Origin of the sequence: Pseudomonas sp. Pseusp11 (genome assembly GCF_047304405.1) — a bacterium.
In the GTDB taxonomy this organism is placed as follows: Bacteria; Pseudomonadota; Gammaproteobacteria; order Pseudomonadales; family Pseudomonadaceae; genus Aquipseudomonas.
The window spans coordinates 1-19,521 of record NZ_JBGLZF010000025.1 but is presented as its reverse complement, the minus strand read 5'-3'; the positions used below and the strand labels follow the sequence as shown (position 1 = coordinate 19,521).

Below are 19,521 nucleotides of genomic sequence, written 5' to 3'. Positions count from 1 at the left end.
GTTTTTTTGCATCACGTTACCTTGGACGGTTCCCGTGTGCGTTGCTGCGCCTGGGGTCTGGACTGGACCCAGTTTTCCGGCAGGTTGATGTAATCCACCAATTCCCGCAGACGGCCATGATCACGAGCGTTGAAGGTAAAGGACAAGCGCGCCAGATGGCTGAACTGCGCTTCGTCGTGCTCCTCGCCACTGTAGGAATGCTGATGGAAATGATCGCTCAGGCACAGGTCGGCGAATGCCTCCTGCATGTGTTCAAGCGCTCGGTCGCTGAGCTTATGGTTCATGCGAATCACGAACTGATGCTTGAGCCAGCGGCTGGAGTGGAAGTTGCTGTAGAACTGGTTGATCTGCTCCACAGCCTCTTCGACGCTGTAGACCAGGCTCAACAGCTTCATGTCGGTCGGCAGGATGTAGCGATTTTCCTCCAGTTGATGGTGAATGAAGTCCAGCGCGCCTTGCCAGAACGTGCCGCCTGGTGCATCCAGTAACACCACGGGCACCAGCGGGCTTTTGCCGGTCTGGATCAGGGTCAGCACCTCCAGTGCTTCATCCAGAGTACCGAAACCGCCTGGGCACAGGACCAGCGCATCGGCTTCCTTGACGAAGAACAACTTGCGGGTAAAGAAAAAGTGGAAGGGCAGCAGGTTGGCGGTGCCATTGACCGTGGGATTGGCATGTTGCTCGAAGGGCAGGGTGATATTGAATCCCAGGCTGTGTTCCAGGCCGGCGCCTTCATGGGCCGCCGCCATGATGCCGCCACCGGCGCCGGTGATGACCATCATGTCCGAGCGCGCCAGGGCGGCACCCAGTTCTCGGGCCTGAGCATACAGCGGGTGTTCTATCGGCGTGCGGGCCGAGCCGAAAACGGTAACTTTACGCCGTCCCTTGAACTGCTCCAGCACACGGAAAGCGTGCTCGAGTTCACGCAGGGTTTGCAGGGTGATCTTGGCATTCCAGCGGTTGTGATCTTCCTGAGCCATGCGCAGCACGGTCAGGATCATGTCGCGGTAAATCGGGATGTTGGGGCTGTTGGGTGAAACCAGGTTGAGTTGTTCTTCGACCTTGCTGGTGAGGTCGTGGCCGCTTTCTTGAAAATGACGGCTCAGTAGGTCATTCGGTTGGTAAGGCATTCAACTTCTCCTTCTGCACAGAACCCTCGGCCCGACAAAACAATCGTCGGCGCCGCGACACCCCTTGTGTCGCTGTCTGCCCAAGCCCATGCCTGGGCGCTCTACCTGACTCGGTTGCAATCAAGTCATCCATACGGGCTCTGCTTATCCCTTGAATGAAAGAAACGTTCGCACAATAAGACACCGTAATGGGCAGCCCCTTTTCTGCCCTCGAAAAATCAACGTGAACACATTGAATTTAGACCCTCGCAACGATTTTCGCTGGCTTGATCATTGCGCCGCAAAGTCTTTCCTGGCAACCGCTTATTGACGATTTGCAAGGTGCTTTCACCGCTCGTCTGAACGCAAGCCGCATGTCTCGCGCTCTGATTTACTAAGTTACAGGCGTGACACGACAACTTTGCGTCAACGGCAGGACGCAACATTCAAGCAATTCAGGGATTTATCGCGTGATCAACGGCGATCAATGCATGCAGGGAGGCGGGAAACCATGCCCAGAGTGACTCTGGAGATCGATGCGCAACTGTATCGATTGCTGAAAGCATCGGCCGAGACCCATCATTTGAGTCTCGAAGAAGAGTGCTGCCGACGTCTGGAGGGTGGGGAGCGACGTTCGCGTTACTTGCAGGCGCTGTTGGCAGAGCTGCGCGCCGAGGATGAACAGCGGCGCGCCAATGCCAGGTAATTATTTCTTCTTCGCGGGAGTCTCTTTCGGGCAGTCCGAGTCCTGGAAGCTTGCGGAGCCGACCGGACGGTTGGTCTTCACCTCGGTGAAGTCGTAACGCATGATCGCGCCCTTGGCCATCAGCTTGCGGAACCCTGGGTTTCTGCATACGGAGGCGCCAAGCTGGAAGTACACAGCTTTGGGATCGGCGCGCATTTTTTCGGCGTGGCTGCTTTGCACGCTCAAGTGGTTGATCAGCACTTTTCCTTCGGCGGTGTAGCCCTGATCAAGAATGTCTTCGTTGATCGCCCGTGGAGTGCCAACGCTGCTTTGTACGGCGACGTTTCGCAGCTCTCTGTTGAGATTCTGCTCACTCAAGGATGCAGCCTGAGCGCTAAAGGACGACGCCAGCAAAATGGCAGCGGTGGGAACGATAAGGCGCAGCATGAAACTCTCCTGGTTCAGTGACTGGTGGTTCGACCAGGCACATGACTGTGCGTTCAGTGGCGGCGAATTATAGGGGAGGAGGTCTGAGCGGTACAGGCTTGCACCGGCTGCTCTGATAAACTGCCGCGACTTTTTGCCCTTGCGAGTGTTTTTCGTGTCGATTTTCCATCCACTACGGTGCTGCCTGCGATGAACCCTGTCACCCCGCGCTTTGCCGCAAACGCCGTCGCCCGCTTGCGCGATCAGCGAGAGGAGGAGGGCATCAAGCCGATTCAGGCCCGTGGCTGGAGGGCGCCGCGATGCCGTAATTGCCGCGTGATTGAAAGTCATTGCCTGTGTGCCTGGCGCCCATTGGTCGAGGCCCGCTCGGGCGTGTGCCTGATCATGACCAACAAAGAAGTGTTCAAGCCAAGTAACACCGGTTGGCTGATCGCTGATGTGGTGCGTGACAATCATGCATTCATCTGGTCGCGTACCGAGATTGATGAGCAACTGCTGGCGCTGTTGGCCGATCCGCAATGGCAACCGTACCTGGTGTTTCCGGGCGAATACGTCGAACCCGAGCGAGTTACCCACAGTGTCGCGGTCGATAGCACCAAGCGCCCGCTGTTCATTCTGCTGGACGCCACCTGGACCGAAGCCCGGAAGATCTTTCGCAAGAGCCCGTATTTTGATCGCTTGCCGATCTTGAGCCTGCTGCCCGAAAAACTGTCACGTTATCGACTGCGCCGTTCCACCCGTAGCGAACATTTATGCACCGCTGAAGTGGCTGCACTGTGTCTCGATCTGGCCGGTGATACCGAGGCTGCGTCAGCGCTGGACGCTTATTTCGACGTGTTCAGTCAGCATTATCTGGACGCGAAAAACCAGCTGGACATGAACCTCGCCACACCGGCCCACGCCGAGCTGATGCCGTTTGTTCATAACGACGTCCCCGCCATGTTCTGATTGTCGCCCATACTGCAAAGAACTGTACCGGTTATGTATCTTGACCACCCCGGTTTCGCTGGGCATGCTTGGCGCCGATTGGGGCGCGGCCATCGTTTGATACGCCGTATTTTTACGTGAATAGCCATGTGATTGGCGTTGAACGTGCCCTGTTGGTGCATCTGCGTGGCTGCACCTGGAGTTGTTTGAAAAACAGGATCATTTGAAAAATGGCCACATACGAAATCCTGATTGCCGATGACCACCCTCTTTTTCGTAGTGCCTTGCATCAAGCATTGACCCTGGGCCTGGGCCCGGATGTCCGGCTGGTGGAAGTGGCGAGCATTGCCGAGCTGGAAAGCCGTCTGACCGAAAAGGCCGATTGGGACCTGGTGTTGCTGGACCTGAACATGCCAGGGGCCTACGGTTTTTCCGGGCTGGTGCTGTTGCGTGGTCAGTACCCGCAGATTCCGGTGGTGATGGTGTCGGCGCAGGAAGAAGCGTCGATCATGGTGAAATCCCGTGAGTTCGGCGCCAGCGGTTTCATTCCCAAGTCCAGTGACTTGAGTGTTATTCAAAAAGCCGTGCGCGCGGTGCTCGATGGTGACGTTTTCTGGCCGCCCCAGGCCTTCGAAGCTGTCAGTGTTTCCGACGAAGCCAAGGCGGCCAGCGAAGGCCTTGCCAGCCTGACGCCCCAGCAGTTCCGGGTGTTGACCATGGTCTGTGAGGGTTTGCTGAACAAGCAGATTGCTTACGAATTGAGCGTGTCCGAAGCGACGATCAAGGCCCACGTCACTGCGATTTTCCGTAAGCTGAATGTACGGACCCGGACTCAGGCGGCGCTGCTCTTGCAACAACTTGAGTCAATTTCGAGCCACTAAGGTGTTATGTATTCACGCTTTTTTGACTTTGCTTAATCTAGCTTTCCCACTCCTTTTTGGTCAGTTGCTTACTCTATGTCACCTTTCAAAGGCCAGACCGGCCTAAAACGCATCCTCAACGCCTCCGGCTATTCCTTTGACGGCCTGCGCGCGGCCTTCACTGGCGAGGCGGCCTTCCGGCAACTGGTGTTGCTCAATGCCATCCTGATTCCGCTGTCGTTCTTCCTGAATGTCAGCCGTGTCGAGCAGGCGCTGCTGATTGCAGTCTGCCTGTTGGCGCTGATCGTCGAATTGCTCAACTCGGCGGTCGAAGCGGCCATCGACCGCATTTCCCTGGAGCGGCACCCTCTGTCCAAGAACGCCAAGGACATGGGCAGTGCTGCTCAACTCGTGGCATTGAGCATGATCGCACTGGTGTGGGCGGTGATCCTGCTTTAAGCGATGGCAGGCAGAACGATCTCGTCGCTGCGCTGAACCCCGGCGGTGAAGGCGCGGCACAGTTCGAGGAACTCGCGCATCGCCGATGTCTGATATTTCTGTTTGTGCCAGATGAAATAGAACTGCCGCGCCAGGTCCAGATCCGGTGTTTCTACCGGCACCAGGCTGCCACGACGGAACGCGTCGCGCAGCGCCAGGCGCGAAATGCAGCCAATCCCCAACCCTGACTCCACCGCGCGCTTGATCGCTTCGGTGTGTTCCAGTTCCAGGCGAATGTTCAGCGCGCTGCGGTGGTGACGCATGGCCTGGTCAAAGGTCAGCCGCGTGCCCGAGCCTTGTTCTCGGAGAATCCACGCCTCATGACTCAGCTCCTCCATGGTGGCAATACCGCGTTGAGCCAGCGGATGTTGGGGCGCGCAGAACACCACCAGTTCATCTTCGACCCAGCTCTGTACTTCGATGTCCGGATGGCTGCAGTCGCCTTCGATTAGACCCAGATCAATTTCATAGTGAGCCACTTGTTGCACGATGTTGGCAGTGTTCTGCACATGCAGCTTCACCTGGCTTTCCGGATGACGCTGCATGAAGCTGCCGATCAGCAGGGTGGCCAGGTAATTGCCGATGGTCAGCGTCGCGCCGACCGCCAGGGAGCCGAAACCGGACTTGCCGTTGAGCAAGTCTTCGATTTCCTTGGCCTGATCGAGCAGGGCCACCGCTTGCGGCAACAGCTGTTTGCCGAGGGCGTTGAGGCTCAGCCGTTTGCCGGCGCGATCGAACAGCTGACAGCTGCACTGGCGCTCCAGCTCGGTGATCGAGGTGCTCGCCGCCGATTGCGAGAGGTTGAGCAGGCCCGCAGCACGGGATACGCTTTCCTGCTGGGCGACGGCGACGAATACTTGAAGTTGACGGAGAGTAAATCGCATATCGATATAACCGATAACCCTTATCTTAATAATCCATTTAACAGATATTGTCGCTGCCATTAGAATGCGATGCAATTGTGCACATCATTGGCGCAGGCAAAATCTCCAGGAGTCCCACGTACATGAGCAACATGAACCACGAGCGTGTCCTCAGTGTTCATCACTGGAACGACACTCTGTTCAGCTTCAAGTGCACCCGCGATCCGGGCCTGCGCTTCGAGAACGGTCAGTTCGTGATGATCGGCCTGCAACAGCCCAACGGCCGGCCGCTCATGCGCGCTTACTCGATTGCCAGCCCGAACTGGGAAGAGCATCTCGAGTTCTTCAGCATCAAAGTGCCTGATGGCCCGCTGACTTCCCAGTTGCAGCATCTGAAGGAAGGCGACGAGATCATCATCAGCAAGAAGCCTACTGGCACCCTGGTGCTGGATGACTTGAAGCCTGGCAAGCATTTGTACCTGCTCAGCACCGGTACCGGTCTGGCGCCGTTCATGAGCGTCATCCAGGACCCGGAAACCTACGAGCGTTTCGAAAAGGTGATCCTGTGCCACGGCGTGCGTTACGTCAACGAAGTCGCTTACCGCGAATTCATCACCGAGCACCTGCCGCAGAACGAGTTCTTCGGTGAGGCCCTGCGTGACAAGTTGATCTACTACCCGACCGTGACCCGCGAGCCGTTCGAAAACGAAGGCCGCCTGACCGACCTGATGCGCAGCGGCAAGCTGTTCAGCGACATCGGCCTGCCGCCGATCAACCCGCAGGACGACCGCGCCATGCTGTGCGGCAGCCCGAGCATGCTCGACGAGACCAGCGAAGTGTTGAACAGCTTCGGCCTGACTGTTTCGCCGCGGATGCGCGAGCCGGGTGATTACCTGATCGAGCGTGCGTTCGTCGAGAAGTAAGAACACCGCATCACTGAAAAGCCCCCGTTGCCTGTGCAGGCAATGGGGGCTTTTTTATGCCGGACGCAATCGCCTACGCGTTGGAGGCGGGGATGACTTCCAGGACACGGATAACCCCGGCTTCGGGGTAATGCCAGCGTACATCCAGGTCCCAGAACTGCGCGCCGTATTCGCGCTCAGGCGTAGGAACCTGGTACGCCGGGCGTGGGTCTTGTGCCAGGCATTGCTCGATCAACTCGACCAGGGGCTCGCCAAGCCGCTGAGCGTGGCCGTGGGCCTGTTGCAGGGCTGAGTCCGTCCACTGCACGGGAATCAGCAGCGGGGGGGCGCTGGCGATGTCGTTGGACGCCGTGTCGATGATGTCGGCGTAGGGCACGTAAGGTTTGATGTCGAGAACTGGCGTGCCGTCCAGCAAGTCGATGCCGGAGATCCACAGTCGATTGGCTTCGACCTTGTCCAGTTTGACCACCGACTGGCCGATGCCGTTAGGACGATGCGTCGCGCGGGTGGCGAACACGCCCATGGATTTGTTACCGCCCAGACGCGGTGGGCGGACTTTGAGGCGTGGCTTTTCTTCCAGCGCTTGATGGAACAGGAACAGCAGCCACACATGGCTGACCTGCTCCAGCCCCTGCACCGCATCACCCTGATCGAACGGCGCCACCAGCTCCAGTACGCCCCGAGCGGCCGGGGCCAGTTGCGGTTGACGCGGAATGGCGAACTTCTCCTTGAAACAGGAGCGTACGAAGCCGATGGGGGAAACGCTGTAGGTCATGGTCTGGGGTCGAGGCGCGAATATGGGCGGGCATGATAACCCGAGCGGCCTCGAGATCGGTGTTGCCTATCAGTCCGTCATCGCGGGCAAGCCACGCTCCCACAGGGTTCTCGAGTGAACGCAAATGTTGTGTACGGCATAAAACCTGTGGGAGCGTGGCTTGCCCGCGATAGCTGCGCCGCCGATCTAAAGACTAAACCCGCCATCCAAAGGAATGACATTCCCGGTCATATACGCCCCGGCCGTACTCGCCAGGCTAATCGCCAGCGCCGCCATTTCTTCCTCCCGGCCCCAGCGCTTCATCGGAATCAACGCCGTGTCCTCGGCCAACGCCTGCTCATCATTGCCGATATGCTGAGTCATCTTGCTCGGGAAACGTCCCGGCGCAATCACGTTGACGTTGATGTGCTGGCTCACCAGCTCTCGCGCCAGAATCCGCGAAAGTTGGTGCAGGGCGGCTTTGCTCGGGCCGTAGGCATACGCCTGTTCACCGAAGGACGAAATCCCGGCCACCGAGCCAATGTTGATGATCCGTGCCGGATTCGCCGCCGAACCGGCCTTGCGCAGCAGCGGCAGAAATTGCTGGATGCAGTTGAACACCGAGGTCACGTTGAGCTGCATGACTTTTTCCCAGCCCTTGACCGGGTAACTCTCCAGCGGCGCACCCCAGGTGGTACCGGCATTGTTCACCAGAATATCCAGTTGACCAATTTGTTCGCTCAATTGCGCAGCCAGTTGTTGAATGCCTTCTTCATGAGCCAGGTTGGCGGCCACGGCGTGGCAAACCCCGAAGGCACTCAGCTCAGCGGCGGTTTGCTGGCAGGCTTCGGCATCCCGGGCGCACACGTACACGGTGGCGCCGGCCTCGACATAAGCCTTGGCGATCATTTTGCCGATACCGCGGGTGCCGCCGGTCACCAGAGCGGTGCGGCCTTGCAGAGAGAAGTAGGGATGCATGGCGAGTCCTGAGAGCTGAGGGTCAATACACCCTAGTCTTCAGCCGCCGGAAGCGGAGCCACTATTTTTGCGCGGAATGGGGGGCTATACAGCCCTGCAGGAGCTGTGTAGGAGCTGTCGAGTGAAACGAGGCTGCGATCTTTTCTTCCAAGCGAAAGATCAAAAGATCGCAGCCTCGTTGCTCTCGACAGCTCCTACAAAGTAAATCCGTCTCGCACGTTACTGCGGGCGCACGCGCAGGGTCAGGCCCTTGAGGAAGTTGCGCAGCAATTGATCGCCGCACGGGCGGTAGTTGGTGTGGCCGAATTTGCGGAACAGCGCGCTCAGCTCAGGCTTGGACACCGGGAACTCGGCGGCCTTGAGGATGGCGTGCATGTCGTCCTCCTTCAGTTCGAAGGCGACGCGCAATTTCTTCAGGATGATGTTGTTGGTCACCGGCACTTCGATCGGCTGCGGCGGACGGCTTTCGTCCTTGCCACGCTTGAAGATCACCAGGCCGTCGAGGAAATGCGCCATGACTTCGTCCGGGCACCGTACGAAACCTTCCTCGTCTTCTTCTTTCTTGTCGAGGTACGTCACCAGGTCTTCCAGCGTGACGTCCATGCCGCCGAGCTTGATGATCTCGATGACTTTCTTGTCGCTGATGTCGAGTATGTAGCGCACGCTGCGCAGTACGTCGTTATGAATCATGTGTGCAGTCCTGATATTTCGCTGTGGGCGCCGCATGAAGCTGCGGCGCCGAAATGTATGGCGGCGGGAAAAGCCTTAGAACTTCTCTTTGCCGGACAGGTAGCGCCATTGCCCCAAGGGCACTTTGCCGATGGATACGCCGCCGATGCGGATGCGGCGGATGGCGACGACCTTGAGGCCGACGGCCTGGCAGAACAGGGCGATCACGCCCGGTTGTGGGTTCTTCATGGCAAAGCGCAGGCGGTTTTCGTTCTGCCAGCTGGCCTTGACCGGCGGCAGTTCCTTGCCCTTGTACGTCAGGCCGTGGTTCAGGCGGTTGAGGCCGTGAGCCACCATGTCGCCTTCGACCTCGACCACATATTCCTGCTCGATCTTGCTGGCATCGGCGGTGAGTTTGCGCAGAATCTTCCAGTCCTGGGTGAACACCAGCAGACCGCTGGCGTTGGCCTGCAGGTCGGCGCTGGCGGTCAGGCGCAGGAAGTGGCCCTTGAGCGGACGTTTGCCGTAGCGGTGTTCTTCGCTCAGGGTCGCGGCACTGAGGGTCGCCATGGCGCTGTCCGCGTCCATGCCTGCCGGAACGTTCATCAGGATGGTCACCGGCTCCGGCGCAGTGGCCTTGGCCTCTGGGTCGAGCTCGACTTTCTGGGTGTCGACCTTGAACTGCGGCTCGTCGATGACTTCACCGTCGACGGTGACCCAGCCGCCCTCGATGAACAGCTCAGCCTCCCGACGGGAGCAGCCGACGAGTTCGATGAGGCGTTTGGAGAGACGAATCGGGTCAGTCATGACAGGGCCGTAACAAAAAAGGGGTGGGCATTGTACCTGCCTGGCGCCGGTTAATCGCGGGTCCATTTGCCTCATGTGTTTTTAATGCGTTGTGTCAGCCATGCTGTGAACGTTGCTGGCGCAAACGCATGTGCAGCAACGGATAGGGCTGGCCCATGCCGTCATGCTCCGAACGACCAATCACCTCGAAGCCCTGCTTGAAGTAAAAACCCAGGGCCTGTGGGTTCTGCTCGTTGACGTCCAGCTCATCGGCGTTCAGGTGTTCCAGGGCATAGCGCAGTAATTGCTTGCCCAGGCCTTGGCCACGGTGATCCGGATCGATGAACAGCATTTCGATCTTGCCCGCCGCCACGCCGGCGAACCCGGTGATGCGCTGGCGCGAGTCTTTGGTGCAGATCAGCATGACGGCGTCGAGGTAGCGGGTCAGCACCAGGTTCTTCAGCAGTTCGATGTAGCTGTCGGGCAGAAAGTCATGGGTAGCGCGCACCGAGGCTTCCCACACGCGGGTGAGTTCTTCGTAGTCGCTCTGTTTCGGTGTGTAAATGACCGAATGTTGGCGCATGGCCGCTTGCTCCTTCTGTTAAGAGCCGTTCCCGTAAGGCTGCGAGTTTTTTCTCCCACAAAACGATAGACGTAAAAAAGCCCCGCATCTCGTCAAGAGAGCAGGGCTTTTCGTATTTTTTGCGTTTAGATCTGTTCAGCCCACAGGTCGTATTCGTCGGCGTCAGTCACTTTGCACCAGACCTTGTCGCCCGGCTTCAGGTTGCTGCCATTGTCGATGAACACGTTGCCGTCGATTTCCGGGGCATCGAAGAAGCAGCGGCCAACCGCGCCTTGCTCGTCGACTTCGTCCACCAGCACTTCGATCTCACGGCCGATGCGCATTTGCAGGCGTGCCGAGCTGATGGCCTGCTGGTGCGCCATGAAGCGATCCCAACGGTCTTGCTTGATGTCGTCCGGAACGATTTCCAGGTCCAGATCGTTGGCCGGTGCGCCTTCGACCGGCGAGTACTGGAAGCAGCCGACGCGGTCCAGCTGGGCTTCGGTCAGCCAGTTCAGCAGGTACTGGAAGTCTTCTTCGGTTTCGCCGGGGAAGCCGACGATGAAGGTCGAACGGATGATCAGGTCCGGGCAGATCTCGCGCCAGTTCTTGATCCGCGCCAGGGTCTTGTCTTCGAAGGCCGGGCGTTTCATGGCTTTGAGGACTTTCGGGCTGGCGTGCTGGAACGGAATGTCCAGGTACGGCAGGATTTTCCCGGCGGCCATCAGCGGGATCAGCTCATCGACGTGCGGGTATGGGTAAACGTAGTGCAGACGAACCCACACACCGAGGGTGCTCAGGGCTTCGCAGAGTTCGGTCATGCGGGTTTTCACCGGCGCGCCGTTCCAGAAACCGGTGCGGTATTTCACGTCGACGCCGTAGGCGCTGGTGTCCTGGGAAATCACCAGCAGCTCTTTGACGCCGGACTTGACCAGGCGCTGGGCCTCGTCGAGCACGTCACCGACTGGGCGGCTGACCAGTTTGCCGCGCATCGACGGGATGATGCAGAAGCTGCAGCTGTGGTTGCAGCCTTCGGAAATCTTCAGGTAGGCGTAATGACGCGGGGTCAGTTTGATCCCTTGCGGCGGCACCAGGTCGATCAGCGGGTTGTGATCCTGACGCGGCGGCACGACGTCATGCACGGCGTTGACCACTTGCTCGTACTGCTGCGGACCGGTCACGGCCAGCACACTCGGGTGTACGTTACGGATATTGCCTTCTTCCACGCCCATGCAGCCGGTCACGATGACCTTGCCGTTTTCCTTGATGGCTTCGCCGATCACTTCCAGAGACTCAGCCTTGGCCGAGTCGATGAAGCCGCAGGTGTTAACCACTACGACGTCGGCGTCCTGATAAGTGGACACTACGTCATAGCCTTCCATGCGCAGCTGGGTAAGGATGCGCTCGGAGTCGACCAGTGCTTTCGGGCAACCCAGGGATACGAAGCCAACCTTTGGATTGGCCGGCGCAGGAGTGGTGGACATGTCTAACCTCGGTATTTGTGACGCCTCCAGCCGATGACGGCAAGGCGACAGACGGGCGCTATGTTGCACCCTCTGGTCAAAAAGTGCGCAATTCTAACGATGGGCGGCGCACTTGACCAGCTTTATGCAGGGAAATACGACGAGTGCTGCGCTATGCTTCGCGCCGTTACGCTTGACCGATTTTTTACAGTCAATAAAACGTCTGTAACAACAAGTAAAACAGTGCATGCTGCACGACAAAAGCATAGTGCTTCTTCGAAGAAGCCCGGGTCTGAGTAGTAGGAGTGATGGATGGGGCAGGCAAGTAGTCAGGCGATAGCCGGTGGGCATTCGGCGGCGAAGCCGATCAGCATGCTGGTCGCGGCGGTCGGAGTGGTTTATGGCGACATCGGCACGAGCCCGTTGTACACCCTCAAAGAAGTGTTTTCCGGAGGCTATGGCGTGCCCGTCAACCATGACGGCGTGCTGGGCATTCTGGCGCTGATCTTCTGGTCGCTGATCTGGGTCGTCTCGATCAAATACATGATGTTCGTACTGCGCGCCGACAACCAGGGCGAAGGCGGGATCATGGCCTTGACCGCGCTGGCGCGACGAGCAGCGGGAGGGCATGCAAAATTGCGCACGCTGCTGGTGGTCTGCGGGCTGATCGGCGCGGCGCTGTTCTACGGCGACAGCATGATCACCCCGGCGATTTCCGTGCTTTCGGCGATTGAAGGGCTGGGGCTGGCCTTCGAAGGTATCGACCATTGGGTGGTGCCGCTGTCGCTCGTGGTGCTGGTGGCGCTGTTCTTGATTCAGAGCCACGGTACAGCGCGGATCGGCATTCTGTTCGGGCCGATCATGGTCACCTGGTTTCTGGTGCTCGGCGCGTTGGGCATGTATGGCATCAGCCAGCATCCAGAAGTGTTGCAAGCGATAAACCCGGTGTGGGGCGTACGCTTCTTCATGGATCACCCAGGCATGGGCGTCACGATTCTTGGTGCCGTGGTGCTGGCGTTGACCGGTGCCGAGGCGCTGTACGCCGACATGGGCCACTTCGGTCGCAAGCCGATCGCTCGGGCCTGGTTCATCCTTGTGCTGCCCGCGCTGGTGCTGAACTACTTCGGCCAGGGCGCCTTGCTGCTCGGTGATCCGGAAGCCGCCCGCAACCCGTTCTATCTGCTGGCACCAAGCTGGGCGCTGATTCCATTGGTGGGGTTGTCGACCATGGCCACGGTGATTGCCTCGCAAGCGGTGATCTCTGGCGCATTCTCCCTGACTCGTCAGGCGATCCAGCTTGGCTACATTCCGCGCATGCACATTCAGCACACCTCCAGTGCCGAACAAGGGCAGATTTATATCGGCGCGGTGAACTGGTCGCTGATGGTCGGCGTGATCCTGCTGGTAATTGGCTTCGAGTCCTCCGGCGCCCTGGCCTCGGCCTACGGCGTGGCAGTGACCGGGACCATGCTGATGACCACGATTCTGGTGTCGGCGGTGATGCTGCTGCTGTGGAAATGGCCACCGGTTCTCGCAGTTCCGGTGTTGCTGGGCTTTTTGTTGGTAGACGGTCTGTACTTCGCCGCCAACGTGCCAAAAATCGTTCAGGGTGGTGCATTCCCGGTGATCGCCGGTATCGCACTGTTCGTCCTGATGACTACCTGGAAACGCGGCAAGCAACTGCTGGTCGATCGCCTGGACGAAGGCGGGCTGCCGCTGCCGATCTTCATCAGCAGTATCCGTGTGCAACCGCCACATCGGGTCCAGGGCACCGCTGTGTTCCTTACCGCTCGCCCGGATGCCGTGCCCCACGCGCTGTTGCACAATCTGCTGCATAACCAGGTGCTGCACGAGCAAGTGGTGTTGCTGACAGTGGTGTACGAAGACATCCCGCGCGTCCCGCCGCAACGACGTTTCGAGGTCGACTCTTACGGCGAAGGCTTCTTCAGGGTCATCCTGCACTTCGGTTTCACCGACGAGCCGGATGTGCCGCAAGCGCTAAAACTGTGTCATCTCGATGACTTGGACTTCAGCCCAATGCGCACCACGTACTTCCTCAGCCGCGAGACAGTTATCGCCTCCAAGCTCGAAGGCATGGCCCGCTGGCGCGAGGCGTTGTTCGCCTTCATGCTGAAAAACGCCAATGGCAACCTGCGTTTCTTCAATCTGCCGCTGAACCGGGTGATTGAACTAGGTACCCAGGTCGAGATGTAAGCCCCCATGAAAAAGCCCCCGTTGCCATGAAGGTAGCGGGGGCTTTTTTGTGTCTGTGCCTTTACTTGCTTTCAGGCAACTCTTCTTCAGATTCGGTCTTTGTTCGGGCGGGTCGCGGTGTTAGCACCTTCACCACATCATCAATCACCGCCTTACTCATCGCCGTCAGGTAATGCGCGGCCCAGGCGTGGCGGTCGGTGTCTTTTGCGTAGGCGGCATCCTCGGTAAATGATTTGACGAGGAACAGCAGGTCGGAGGCTTGTGACAAGGCATCAACGATGGGGACGCCGGCGCGGACGTTGAATAGCGCCTGATCCGAGCAGTAGATGAGAGGGGTGAAGCCGAGGGTTTTTAATCCTGAAATCGCGCTTGAATCTGTTTTGTTCATGTCTAACTCCTTAACCCGAGGGAGCAGCGGCCACGTTCGTTTCCAAGCGAATGGGTGGCAGCTGTACGTAGGTTGGAAAACCGGGAGCTAAGGAACCGGCACGCCCGAAGGCGTCCCACGCACAGCCGCCATAACAGGATCGCAGCTGTAAAAACCGCTGCCGTACTGATGGGGGGCGCTGTTGCACTTAACTCGACGGGTTTCCAAGCCCGATCGCTGAATGGTCAGCGACGTCCGGAGAGTATCCCTTCGAAGAAAAACGCAACAAGGCGGCAAAGTGCCCAAAAAGCGAGATTCGGAGTTTGCCTACAAGGTCTGCGGGCGTCATCCGATATTTGCGACACCTTGAGTAAACGAAACTAAACGTGACGAGCGATTTTACAAGTCACTGAATTTTTGCGTTGTTGCGGCAGACGAATGAAACGGAGTTGTCACTACCCTCCAGCTGTTCGCGAATTAGCAGATGATTCGTAGGGTTTCCCAGTTAAACCTGATAAATCGAAAGGGCTTGACGGTTCGATATTTTCAATGAGGCAAGTGTCCACGTTTTATGGAATGTGGACACTCGGGGTTTCTAGCTTCATGAAGAGTCAAGACATTTTGCTTTTGTTCAAGATGGCCAGCCTGCACGCCCAGGAAGAAAATCTTTCTGGACAGATGGAATCTGAGTCGAATTCGAACATGGTTGAGGAATTGTTGAAGCCCCGGCTGATAAATCGAATGACGGCTGGTGGCGCTTCATGTTTGTACATGTAAAAAAGCCCCCGCAACCTTAAGGTTACGGGGGCTTTTTGTGTTCGGCTGCTCAGATCACTCCTGAGCCGCCGTCTCCTTCGTTTGACGCTTCACGATCGCATCCACCAACCGCTGTGCCAACGCCGGGTAGTTCTCGTCGAAGTGATGGCCGCCAGGCAGTTTCATCGCTTCGCCCACGGCGGTCTTGTCGGTGCAGCCGCTCTCGTCGACTTCTTCCTCACCGTAGATGCACACCACTTTCGCTGGCGGCAGCTTGGCCATTTCCGGGCCGGTGGCGGCTTCTTTGCCGGCGTTGCCGAGCCAGCCTTCGACTTCGATCTCGAAGCTGCCGGTGCGGGCGAAGGCCAGCAGGATGATTGCGTCGACCCGCTGTTGTTCCGCTTCCGGCAGGCGGTTATAGATGGCGGGCAGTACGTCGGCGCCGAACGAGTAGCCGGTCAGGATGAAGCGCTTGGTGCCCCATTTCTGCCGGTAGTGCTGCATCAGTTCGGTCAGGTCCAGGGCGCTTTGTTCCGGGCTCTTGTGCTGCCAGTAGTAGCGCAGGGTATCGATGCCGACCACTGGGTAGCCGATCTTGGCCATCTCGCCGGCCACGTCGCGGTCCAGGTCGCGCCAGCCGCCGTCGCCGGAGAGGAACAGGGTGACGGTGTCCTTGGCCTGGCCGGCCGGCACTTCGACCACCGGAATCTGCAGGCCGCCAGCGGCTTTATCGCCACCGACGAGGGTTTTGCGCAGTTCGTTGTTCAGCACTTGCGGCAGGTTGATGTCGTAGTCGCTGATGCTGGTTTCGGCGTTGGGCTGGTCACGCACGAAGCCGGCGCTGGTGTCGTCCGGGTTGTCGTTCCAGGCCACCAGCCAGTGACCGTGGGCAGCACTTTTTGGCAACAGGTGGGTGCAGCCGGGTTTTTCCAGGGCCAGGTCAACCGAAATGGCCTGGGCCTTGTCGTCCTTCTGCTCGGACAGCCAGCGCCACGCCAGCACTGCGCCAGGGCCGATACCGCTGACCAGGGTTGCCGGGCCTTTGAGTTCTCTGAGGCCTGCTTGCAGGGCACGACTTTGCTGGATGCAGTCCTTGGGCAGGATCACCTGGACGATCTGCGCCGAGCCGCTGCGGCTCAGGGTCATCAATTGTTTATCGCTGAGCTTCTGCTCTTCATTGACCGCCACCAGCACCTGCGCGCGCGGCGTGGTGCCGGGGATGACGCGGGTCATCACGGCGCCATCGGCCGGCGTCAGCAGTTCGAGGGTCGGTTCTGGCGCCGGGCGTTTGAGGTACCAGTAACCGCCACCGACAATCAGGGCCAGCACTACCAGTGTGGCCAGTACGTACCGCAGGGAGCGTTGAATCATCAGCGTTTCACCAATCCAGTCAAGCCGCCCGCAATCAGGGCGGCAGTGTCGGCCAGGGCCACCAGCGGATCGAGTCCGGCGGGCACGGCCATATAACGGGGTTCCCAGTCAGGCTGGAACTTGTCTTTGAAGCGGCGCAAACCTTGGAAGTTATACAGCTGCTCACCACGGCGGAACACCATCGAGCCCAAGCGCTGGGTCAGTGGTGCGCCGCGCCGGGGTTGCAACCCCGACAATGGCACCATGCCCAGGCTGAAGCGCGCGTATCCATGATTTTTATAATGTTGAATCAGGCCGACCATCATGAATTCCATGGTCAGCTTAGGGGCGTCGGGGTGCGCGCGCATCAGGTCGAGGCTGGCCAGTTCATGGCCGTAGGTCTCGAGCAGGTTGGCGAACGCCACCGGGCGCCCTTCGAAACGAATCACCGCGACACGGAAGTGCTTGAGGTAGTCATCGCTGAAACGCCCGAGCGAGAAGCCTTTCTCGCGCACATTCTTGCCGGTCAGCCAGGCATCGGAAATCACCTTGAGCTCGTCCATCGGCGCTTGCCCCGGCTCATGGATCTCCAGCGACAGCCCGTCACGGGTGCCACGGTTCCAGGTGTAGCGCAGGTCCTTCATCTCTTTGCCTTTGGCTTCGAGATCGAAACGCTTGAGATCGACCCGGGCTTCTTCGCCGAGCTTGATCGCGGTCAGGCCGATGTCCATGTAGTACGGCAGGTTCTCGGCACGCACTTGATAAAACACAGGGCGAGCGTGATGGATATCGCACAGGTCACGGAACTGCCAGATCATTTCCGCCCGTTGCTGGGTCGGGCCGATCGGGTCATACAGCGCTACCAGGCTGCGGCCACGGCGGGCGTACATCAGGAACGCCTCATCGTTGGGGTGAAACAGCAGCGCTTTGTCACCGGTCAGGGCCAAGCCGCCATCCGGTTGGGAGGAGGCCATGAGGATATTAGCCGCGCGCTCCAGCTCATCGGAGGTTGGCAGGTGGATTATCGGACGCGCGGTGCGCAGTAGCCACGTCAGGGACACCACCACCAGCAGCACAGCGGCACCCAGCAACGAACGCAAACCTCGCGGGGCATCGGCGTCGAGGGTGAACTGCCACCAGAGCTGATGGCTGTACGGAACGTCCTGATAGGCGAACAGCAGCAACCAGATTGATGCGCCGAGTACGCAAAGACTCGACACCAGATACAGCGGCGAAAACGGCAGCTCGGTCAGGCGGCTGGGGCGGTAGAACGAACGCCGGAAAACCCCCAGCAAACTTGCTGTCAGGGTCATCAGGCTGGCTTCTTCCCAATCGAAGCCTTTGAGCAGAGAGAGCACGGCGCCGACCAACAACAGAATGGTGGTCAGCATCCACGCGGCCGACAGGCGGCGACGCAAGCCCTGGGCCAGCAGCAGGCAGAGAACCCCCACCAGGCTGGCGCCGAAGTGCGAGGCGTCGACCAGTCGATGCGGGATCAGAAAACCGATGTGTTCAAGGCGCGTATCGATCTCCGGCGTTACGCCAGAGAACAGCAACACTACACCGGACAGGAACACCAGCACCGCCAGAATCGGCGCGGCCAGGCCTGAGGCGGCGCGTAGCGTCTGGCGTGTCTGAAACAGGCGCTGGCCTTCGTTGATCAACAGCAGTACGCAAGCCACCAGCAGCGGCAAGATCACGTAGATCAGGCGGTAGAGCAGCAGGGCGGCAGCCAGTGGCGCGGCACCGAGCTTGTCGGCGAAGGCCGCCAGCAAAATCGCTTCGAACACCCCGACACCGCCGGGTACATGGCTGAGCACGCCAGCGGCCAGGGCCAATAGATAGACCAGCAGAAACGCACCGAAGGGCGGCGCTTCGGGCAGCAACAGATAGAGCACTGTCGCGGCGGCGGCCACGTCCAGGGCGGTGATGACCAGTTGCAGGAAAGTCAGGCGGCGGCCCGGCAGGCGCAAGGTGCGGCGGCCGACCTTGACCAGCAGGTTGTCCGGGTAAGGCTGTTCCGGCAAGCGCCGGCGGTAGATGCCGATCGCCAGTACCGTGGCGAGCAGCAGCACGGCCACTGCAATCGCACCCAGCAACGTCTCGGAGAAACCCAGGGCCAGCGAGGCGGCGGGCAGGTTGCTGAGGGTGGCGAGGGCGGCCAGGGGCGGGAGGGCGCAGCCGAGCGAGAGGCTGGCAAACAGCGTCATGTGCGCGACTTCCGAAGCCCCCACGCCATGCCGTGCATATAAACGGTAGCGAACCGAGCCCCCTGACAGTAGCGACAGACCGATGGCATTGCCGATGGCGAAGGCGGTGAAACCGCCCAGCGCCACGATTCGCGGCGCTAGCGTCACACCGGCATAACGGCTGGCCGACCATTCGTAACCCAGCAGAATGATGAAGCCGACGACGGTCGCGCCCAGCGCTCCCAGCAAGGCGGGTCTCGGCACTTCCAGGATCGAGTCGTGCAGCGCGTACAGATCGAGTTCGCTCAGCAGGTGACGACAGGCAATCAGCGCGATGGCGAACAGCAGCAAAGTGACCGCCAGACCGATGGGTTGACGGTATTTGCTGATTCGATCCAGCAAGCGCAGACGCTCGGCTTTGATCGGTTGTGTCGCTGTGACGGTGTCTTGTGGATCAGACGAGTTGGCGCGCATCAATCACCTCTTGGATTGTGCGCGACAGGATGGGGGTATCCAGCCAAGTTACCAATCCCTGTAGAAAAAAATAATCACAAATATTAACGCGTCTCACCGGGTATCGGCGATGGCGCATCACCAGTCGTCGAGGGTTTTCCTTGCGGTTCAGCCTAGGTCTGAACTCACAGTCTGGCGACCCTGAACGGCTCACTGCACAGTGACAGATCATTGTTGCGAAAGGACTTTTTCAACAGATACAAAAAAGGCCACTCTTTCGAGTAGCCTTTTTTGATGTTTGGTTGCGGGAGCCGGATTTGAACCGACGACCTTCGGGTTATGAGCCCGACGAGCTACCAGACTGCTCCATCCCGCGTCTGTGTGGCGGCATTCTACAGGCGAACGCCGTAGTGTCAACCGTTAATCCAAGTATGGGTCAAATAAACAAGAATCAGCGCTGAACGGTCGCCGAGGAACGCTAAGTTTCGGAATCAGAAGGGTTTCTCGTTTCTGCTCGGTAAAGCATGAAACGCTGATTTTTTATAAAACAGGCACGCACAAAAAAGGCCACTCTTTCGAGTAGCCTTTTTCGATGTTTGGTTGCGGGAGCCGGATTTGAACCGACGACCTTCGGGTTATGAGCCCGACGAGCTACCAGACTGCTCCAT

At 59.0% G+C, this 19,521-nt stretch carries 18 protein-coding genes, 1 tRNA gene and 1 pseudogene; 7 read left to right on the top strand and 13 right to left on the bottom strand.

The window, feature by feature from the left end:
• Positions 1-11: 11 nt before the first annotated feature.
• Positions 12-1,130 (bottom strand): TIGR00730 family Rossman fold protein, encoded by a 1,119-nt coding sequence (locus ACCC96_RS20025; RefSeq protein ID WP_019647844.1) that lies wholly within the window; start codon positions 1,128-1,130, stop codon positions 12-14.
• A gap of 490 nt (positions 1,131-1,620) precedes the next feature.
• On the opposite strand from ACCC96_RS20025, the gene ACCC96_RS20020 reads away from it, so the two are divergent.
• Entirely contained in the window at positions 1,621-1,815 is a 195-nt protein-coding gene (locus ACCC96_RS20020) for a hypothetical protein (RefSeq protein WP_018926957.1), read from the top strand.
• Here ACCC96_RS20020 and ACCC96_RS20015 read toward each other — a convergent pair whose 3' ends face one another.
• Positions 1,816-2,241, bottom strand: coding sequence for a PA3611 family quorum-sensing-regulated virulence factor (locus ACCC96_RS20015; RefSeq protein ID WP_018926956.1), 426 nt, complete (start codon positions 2,239-2,241; stop codon positions 1,816-1,818).
• A 189-nt stretch (positions 2,242-2,430) separates the two neighbouring features.
• Here ACCC96_RS20015 and ACCC96_RS20010 point away from each other — a divergent pair, with 189 nt between their 5' ends.
• From ACCC96_RS20010 to ACCC96_RS20000, 3 genes are all read left to right on the top strand, one after another.
• Positions 2,431-3,189 carry a tRNA-uridine aminocarboxypropyltransferase gene (locus ACCC96_RS20010; RefSeq protein WP_019647845.1) on the top strand — a complete coding sequence of 253 codons (759 nt, stop codon included), beginning with the start codon at positions 2,431-2,433 and terminating at the stop codon, positions 3,187-3,189.
• Between the two features lie 209 nt (positions 3,190-3,398).
• The gene (erdR, locus tag ACCC96_RS20005; protein WP_018926954.1) at positions 3,399-4,049 is read left to right on the top strand and encodes a response regulator transcription factor ErdR; all 651 of its coding nucleotides are present in this window, start codon (positions 3,399-3,401) and stop codon (positions 4,047-4,049) included.
• 75 nt (positions 4,050-4,124) lie between these two features.
• Positions 4,125-4,487 (top strand): diacylglycerol kinase, encoded by a 363-nt coding sequence (locus ACCC96_RS20000; protein WP_018926953.1) that lies wholly within the window; start codon positions 4,125-4,127, stop codon positions 4,485-4,487.
• Here the strand turns inward: ACCC96_RS20000 and ACCC96_RS19995 are convergent.
• Complete coding sequence (locus ACCC96_RS19995; RefSeq protein ID WP_018926952.1) at positions 4,484-5,410, bottom strand: LysR family transcriptional regulator; 927 nt, start codon at positions 5,408-5,410, stop codon at positions 4,484-4,486. The genes ACCC96_RS20000 and ACCC96_RS19995 overlap by 4 nt on opposite strands.
• 122 nt (positions 5,411-5,532) lie before the next feature.
• Here ACCC96_RS19995 and fpr point away from each other — a divergent pair, with 122 nt between their 5' ends.
• A complete protein-coding gene (gene fpr / locus ACCC96_RS19990; RefSeq protein ID WP_002554680.1) occupies positions 5,533-6,312 on the top strand; it encodes a ferredoxin-NADP reductase in 780 nt (259 codons plus the stop codon).
• A gap of 73 nt (positions 6,313-6,385) precedes the next feature.
• Here the strand turns inward: fpr and tsaA are convergent, their stop codons facing one another.
• The 6 genes from tsaA to rimO form a co-directional block, all read right to left on the bottom strand.
• Positions 6,386-7,087 carry a tRNA (N6-threonylcarbamoyladenosine(37)-N6)-methyltransferase TrmO gene (gene tsaA, locus ACCC96_RS19985; RefSeq protein ID WP_413696717.1) on the bottom strand — a complete coding sequence of 234 codons (702 nt, stop codon included), beginning with the start codon at positions 7,085-7,087 and terminating at the stop codon, positions 6,386-6,388.
• Between the two features lie 186 nt (positions 7,088-7,273).
• On the bottom strand, positions 7,274-8,044 hold the full coding sequence (locus ACCC96_RS19980; RefSeq protein ID WP_413696716.1) for an SDR family oxidoreductase: 771 nt from the start codon (positions 8,042-8,044) through the stop codon (positions 7,274-7,276).
• A 219-nt stretch (positions 8,045-8,263) separates the two neighbouring features.
• On the bottom strand, positions 8,264-8,734 hold the full coding sequence (locus tag ACCC96_RS19975) for a DUF1456 family protein (protein ID WP_413696715.1): 471 nt from the start codon (positions 8,732-8,734) through the stop codon (positions 8,264-8,266).
• Between the two features lie 75 nt (positions 8,735-8,809).
• Positions 8,810-9,520, bottom strand: a complete 711-nt coding sequence (locus ACCC96_RS19970) for an rRNA pseudouridine synthase (protein WP_019580978.1) — start codon at positions 9,518-9,520, stop codon at positions 8,810-8,812.
• A 94-nt stretch (positions 9,521-9,614) separates the two neighbouring features.
• A complete protein-coding gene (locus ACCC96_RS19965) occupies positions 9,615-10,082 on the bottom strand; it encodes an acetyltransferase (protein WP_413696714.1) in 468 nt (155 codons plus the stop codon).
• A gap of 125 nt (positions 10,083-10,207) precedes the next feature.
• Positions 10,208-11,545: a 30S ribosomal protein S12 methylthiotransferase RimO gene (rimO, locus tag ACCC96_RS19960; protein WP_413696713.1), complete on the bottom strand. Its 1,338-nt coding sequence runs from the start codon at positions 11,543-11,545 to the stop codon at positions 10,208-10,210.
• Between the two features lie 291 nt (positions 11,546-11,836).
• Here rimO and ACCC96_RS19955 point away from each other — a divergent pair, with 291 nt between their 5' ends.
• Positions 11,837-13,738 carry a potassium transporter Kup gene (locus ACCC96_RS19955; protein WP_413696712.1) on the top strand — a complete coding sequence of 634 codons (1,902 nt, stop codon included), beginning with the start codon at positions 11,837-11,839 and terminating at the stop codon, positions 13,736-13,738.
• A gap of 61 nt (positions 13,739-13,799) precedes the next feature.
• Here ACCC96_RS19955 and ACCC96_RS19950 read toward each other — a convergent pair whose 3' ends face one another.
• Positions 13,800-14,126, bottom strand: a complete 327-nt coding sequence (locus tag ACCC96_RS19950; protein ID WP_413696711.1) for a DUF3077 domain-containing protein — start codon at positions 14,124-14,126, stop codon at positions 13,800-13,802.
• Between the two features lie 582 nt (positions 14,127-14,708).
• Here ACCC96_RS19950 and ACCC96_RS19945 point away from each other — a divergent pair.
• Positions 14,709-14,861, top strand: a pseudogene (locus ACCC96_RS19945) (MarR family transcriptional regulator); the annotation flags it as partial.
• A gap of 75 nt (positions 14,862-14,936) precedes the next feature.
• Here ACCC96_RS19945 and ACCC96_RS19940 read toward each other — a convergent pair.
• The 3 genes from ACCC96_RS19940 to ACCC96_RS19930 all read right to left on the bottom strand — a co-directional run bounded on the left by ACCC96_RS19940 (position 14,937) and on the right by ACCC96_RS19930 (position 19,229).
• The gene (locus ACCC96_RS19940; RefSeq protein ID WP_019580974.1) at positions 14,937-16,232 is read right to left on the bottom strand and encodes a virulence factor family protein; all 1,296 of its coding nucleotides are present in this window, start codon (positions 16,230-16,232) and stop codon (positions 14,937-14,939) included.
• The gene (gene mprF / locus ACCC96_RS19935; RefSeq protein ID WP_019647856.1) at positions 16,232-18,874 is read right to left on the bottom strand and encodes a bifunctional lysylphosphatidylglycerol flippase/synthetase MprF; all 2,643 of its coding nucleotides are present in this window, start codon (positions 18,872-18,874) and stop codon (positions 16,232-16,234) included. Before mprF ends, ACCC96_RS19940 begins: the two co-directional genes overlap by 1 nt.
• 278 nt (positions 18,875-19,152) lie before the next feature.
• A tRNA-Met gene (locus ACCC96_RS19930) sits at positions 19,153-19,229 on the bottom strand.
• Between the last annotated feature and the right edge of the window lie 292 nt (positions 19,230-19,521).

Coding starts and splice junctions, on each gene's coding strand:
- ACCC96_RS20025 (WP_019647844.1), bottom strand. CDS start 1,130: ATGCCTTACCAACCGAATGACCTACTGAGCCGTCATTTTCAAGAAAGC.
- ACCC96_RS20020 (WP_018926957.1), top strand. CDS start 1,621: ATGCCCAGAGTGACTCTGGAGATCGATGCGCAACTGTATCGATTGCTG.
- ACCC96_RS20015 (WP_018926956.1), bottom strand. CDS start 2,241: ATGCTGCGCCTTATCGTTCCCACCGCTGCCATTTTGCTGGCGTCGTCC.
- ACCC96_RS20010 (WP_019647845.1), top strand. CDS start 2,431: ATGAACCCTGTCACCCCGCGCTTTGCCGCAAACGCCGTCGCCCGCTTG.
- erdR (WP_018926954.1), top strand. CDS start 3,399: ATGGCCACATACGAAATCCTGATTGCCGATGACCACCCTCTTTTTCGT.
- ACCC96_RS20000 (WP_018926953.1), top strand. CDS start 4,125: ATGTCACCTTTCAAAGGCCAGACCGGCCTAAAACGCATCCTCAACGCC.
- ACCC96_RS19995 (WP_018926952.1), bottom strand. CDS start 5,410: ATGCGATTTACTCTCCGTCAACTTCAAGTATTCGTCGCCGTCGCCCAG.
- fpr (WP_002554680.1), top strand. CDS start 5,533: ATGAGCAACATGAACCACGAGCGTGTCCTCAGTGTTCATCACTGGAAC.
- tsaA (WP_413696717.1), bottom strand. CDS start 7,087: ATGACCTACAGCGTTTCCCCCATCGGCTTCGTACGCTCCTGTTTCAAG.
- ACCC96_RS19980 (WP_413696716.1), bottom strand. CDS start 8,044: ATGCATCCCTACTTCTCTCTGCAAGGCCGCACCGCTCTGGTGACCGGC.
- ACCC96_RS19975 (WP_413696715.1), bottom strand. CDS start 8,734: ATGATTCATAACGACGTACTGCGCAGCGTGCGCTACATACTCGACATC.
- ACCC96_RS19970 (WP_019580978.1), bottom strand. CDS start 9,520: ATGACTGACCCGATTCGTCTCTCCAAACGCCTCATCGAACTCGTCGGC.
- ACCC96_RS19965 (WP_413696714.1), bottom strand. CDS start 10,082: ATGCGCCAACATTCGGTCATTTACACACCGAAACAGAGCGACTACGAA.
- rimO (WP_413696713.1), bottom strand. CDS start 11,545: ATGTCCACCACTCCTGCGCCGGCCAATCCAAAGGTTGGCTTCGTATCC.
- ACCC96_RS19955 (WP_413696712.1), top strand. CDS start 11,837: ATGGGGCAGGCAAGTAGTCAGGCGATAGCCGGTGGGCATTCGGCGGCG.
- ACCC96_RS19950 (WP_413696711.1), bottom strand. CDS start 14,126: ATGAACAAAACAGATTCAAGCGCGATTTCAGGATTAAAAACCCTCGGC.
- ACCC96_RS19940 (WP_019580974.1), bottom strand. CDS start 16,232: ATGATTCAACGCTCCCTGCGGTACGTACTGGCCACACTGGTAGTGCTG.
- mprF (WP_019647856.1), bottom strand. CDS start 18,874: ATGCGCGCCAACTCGTCTGATCCACAAGACACCGTCACAGCGACACAA.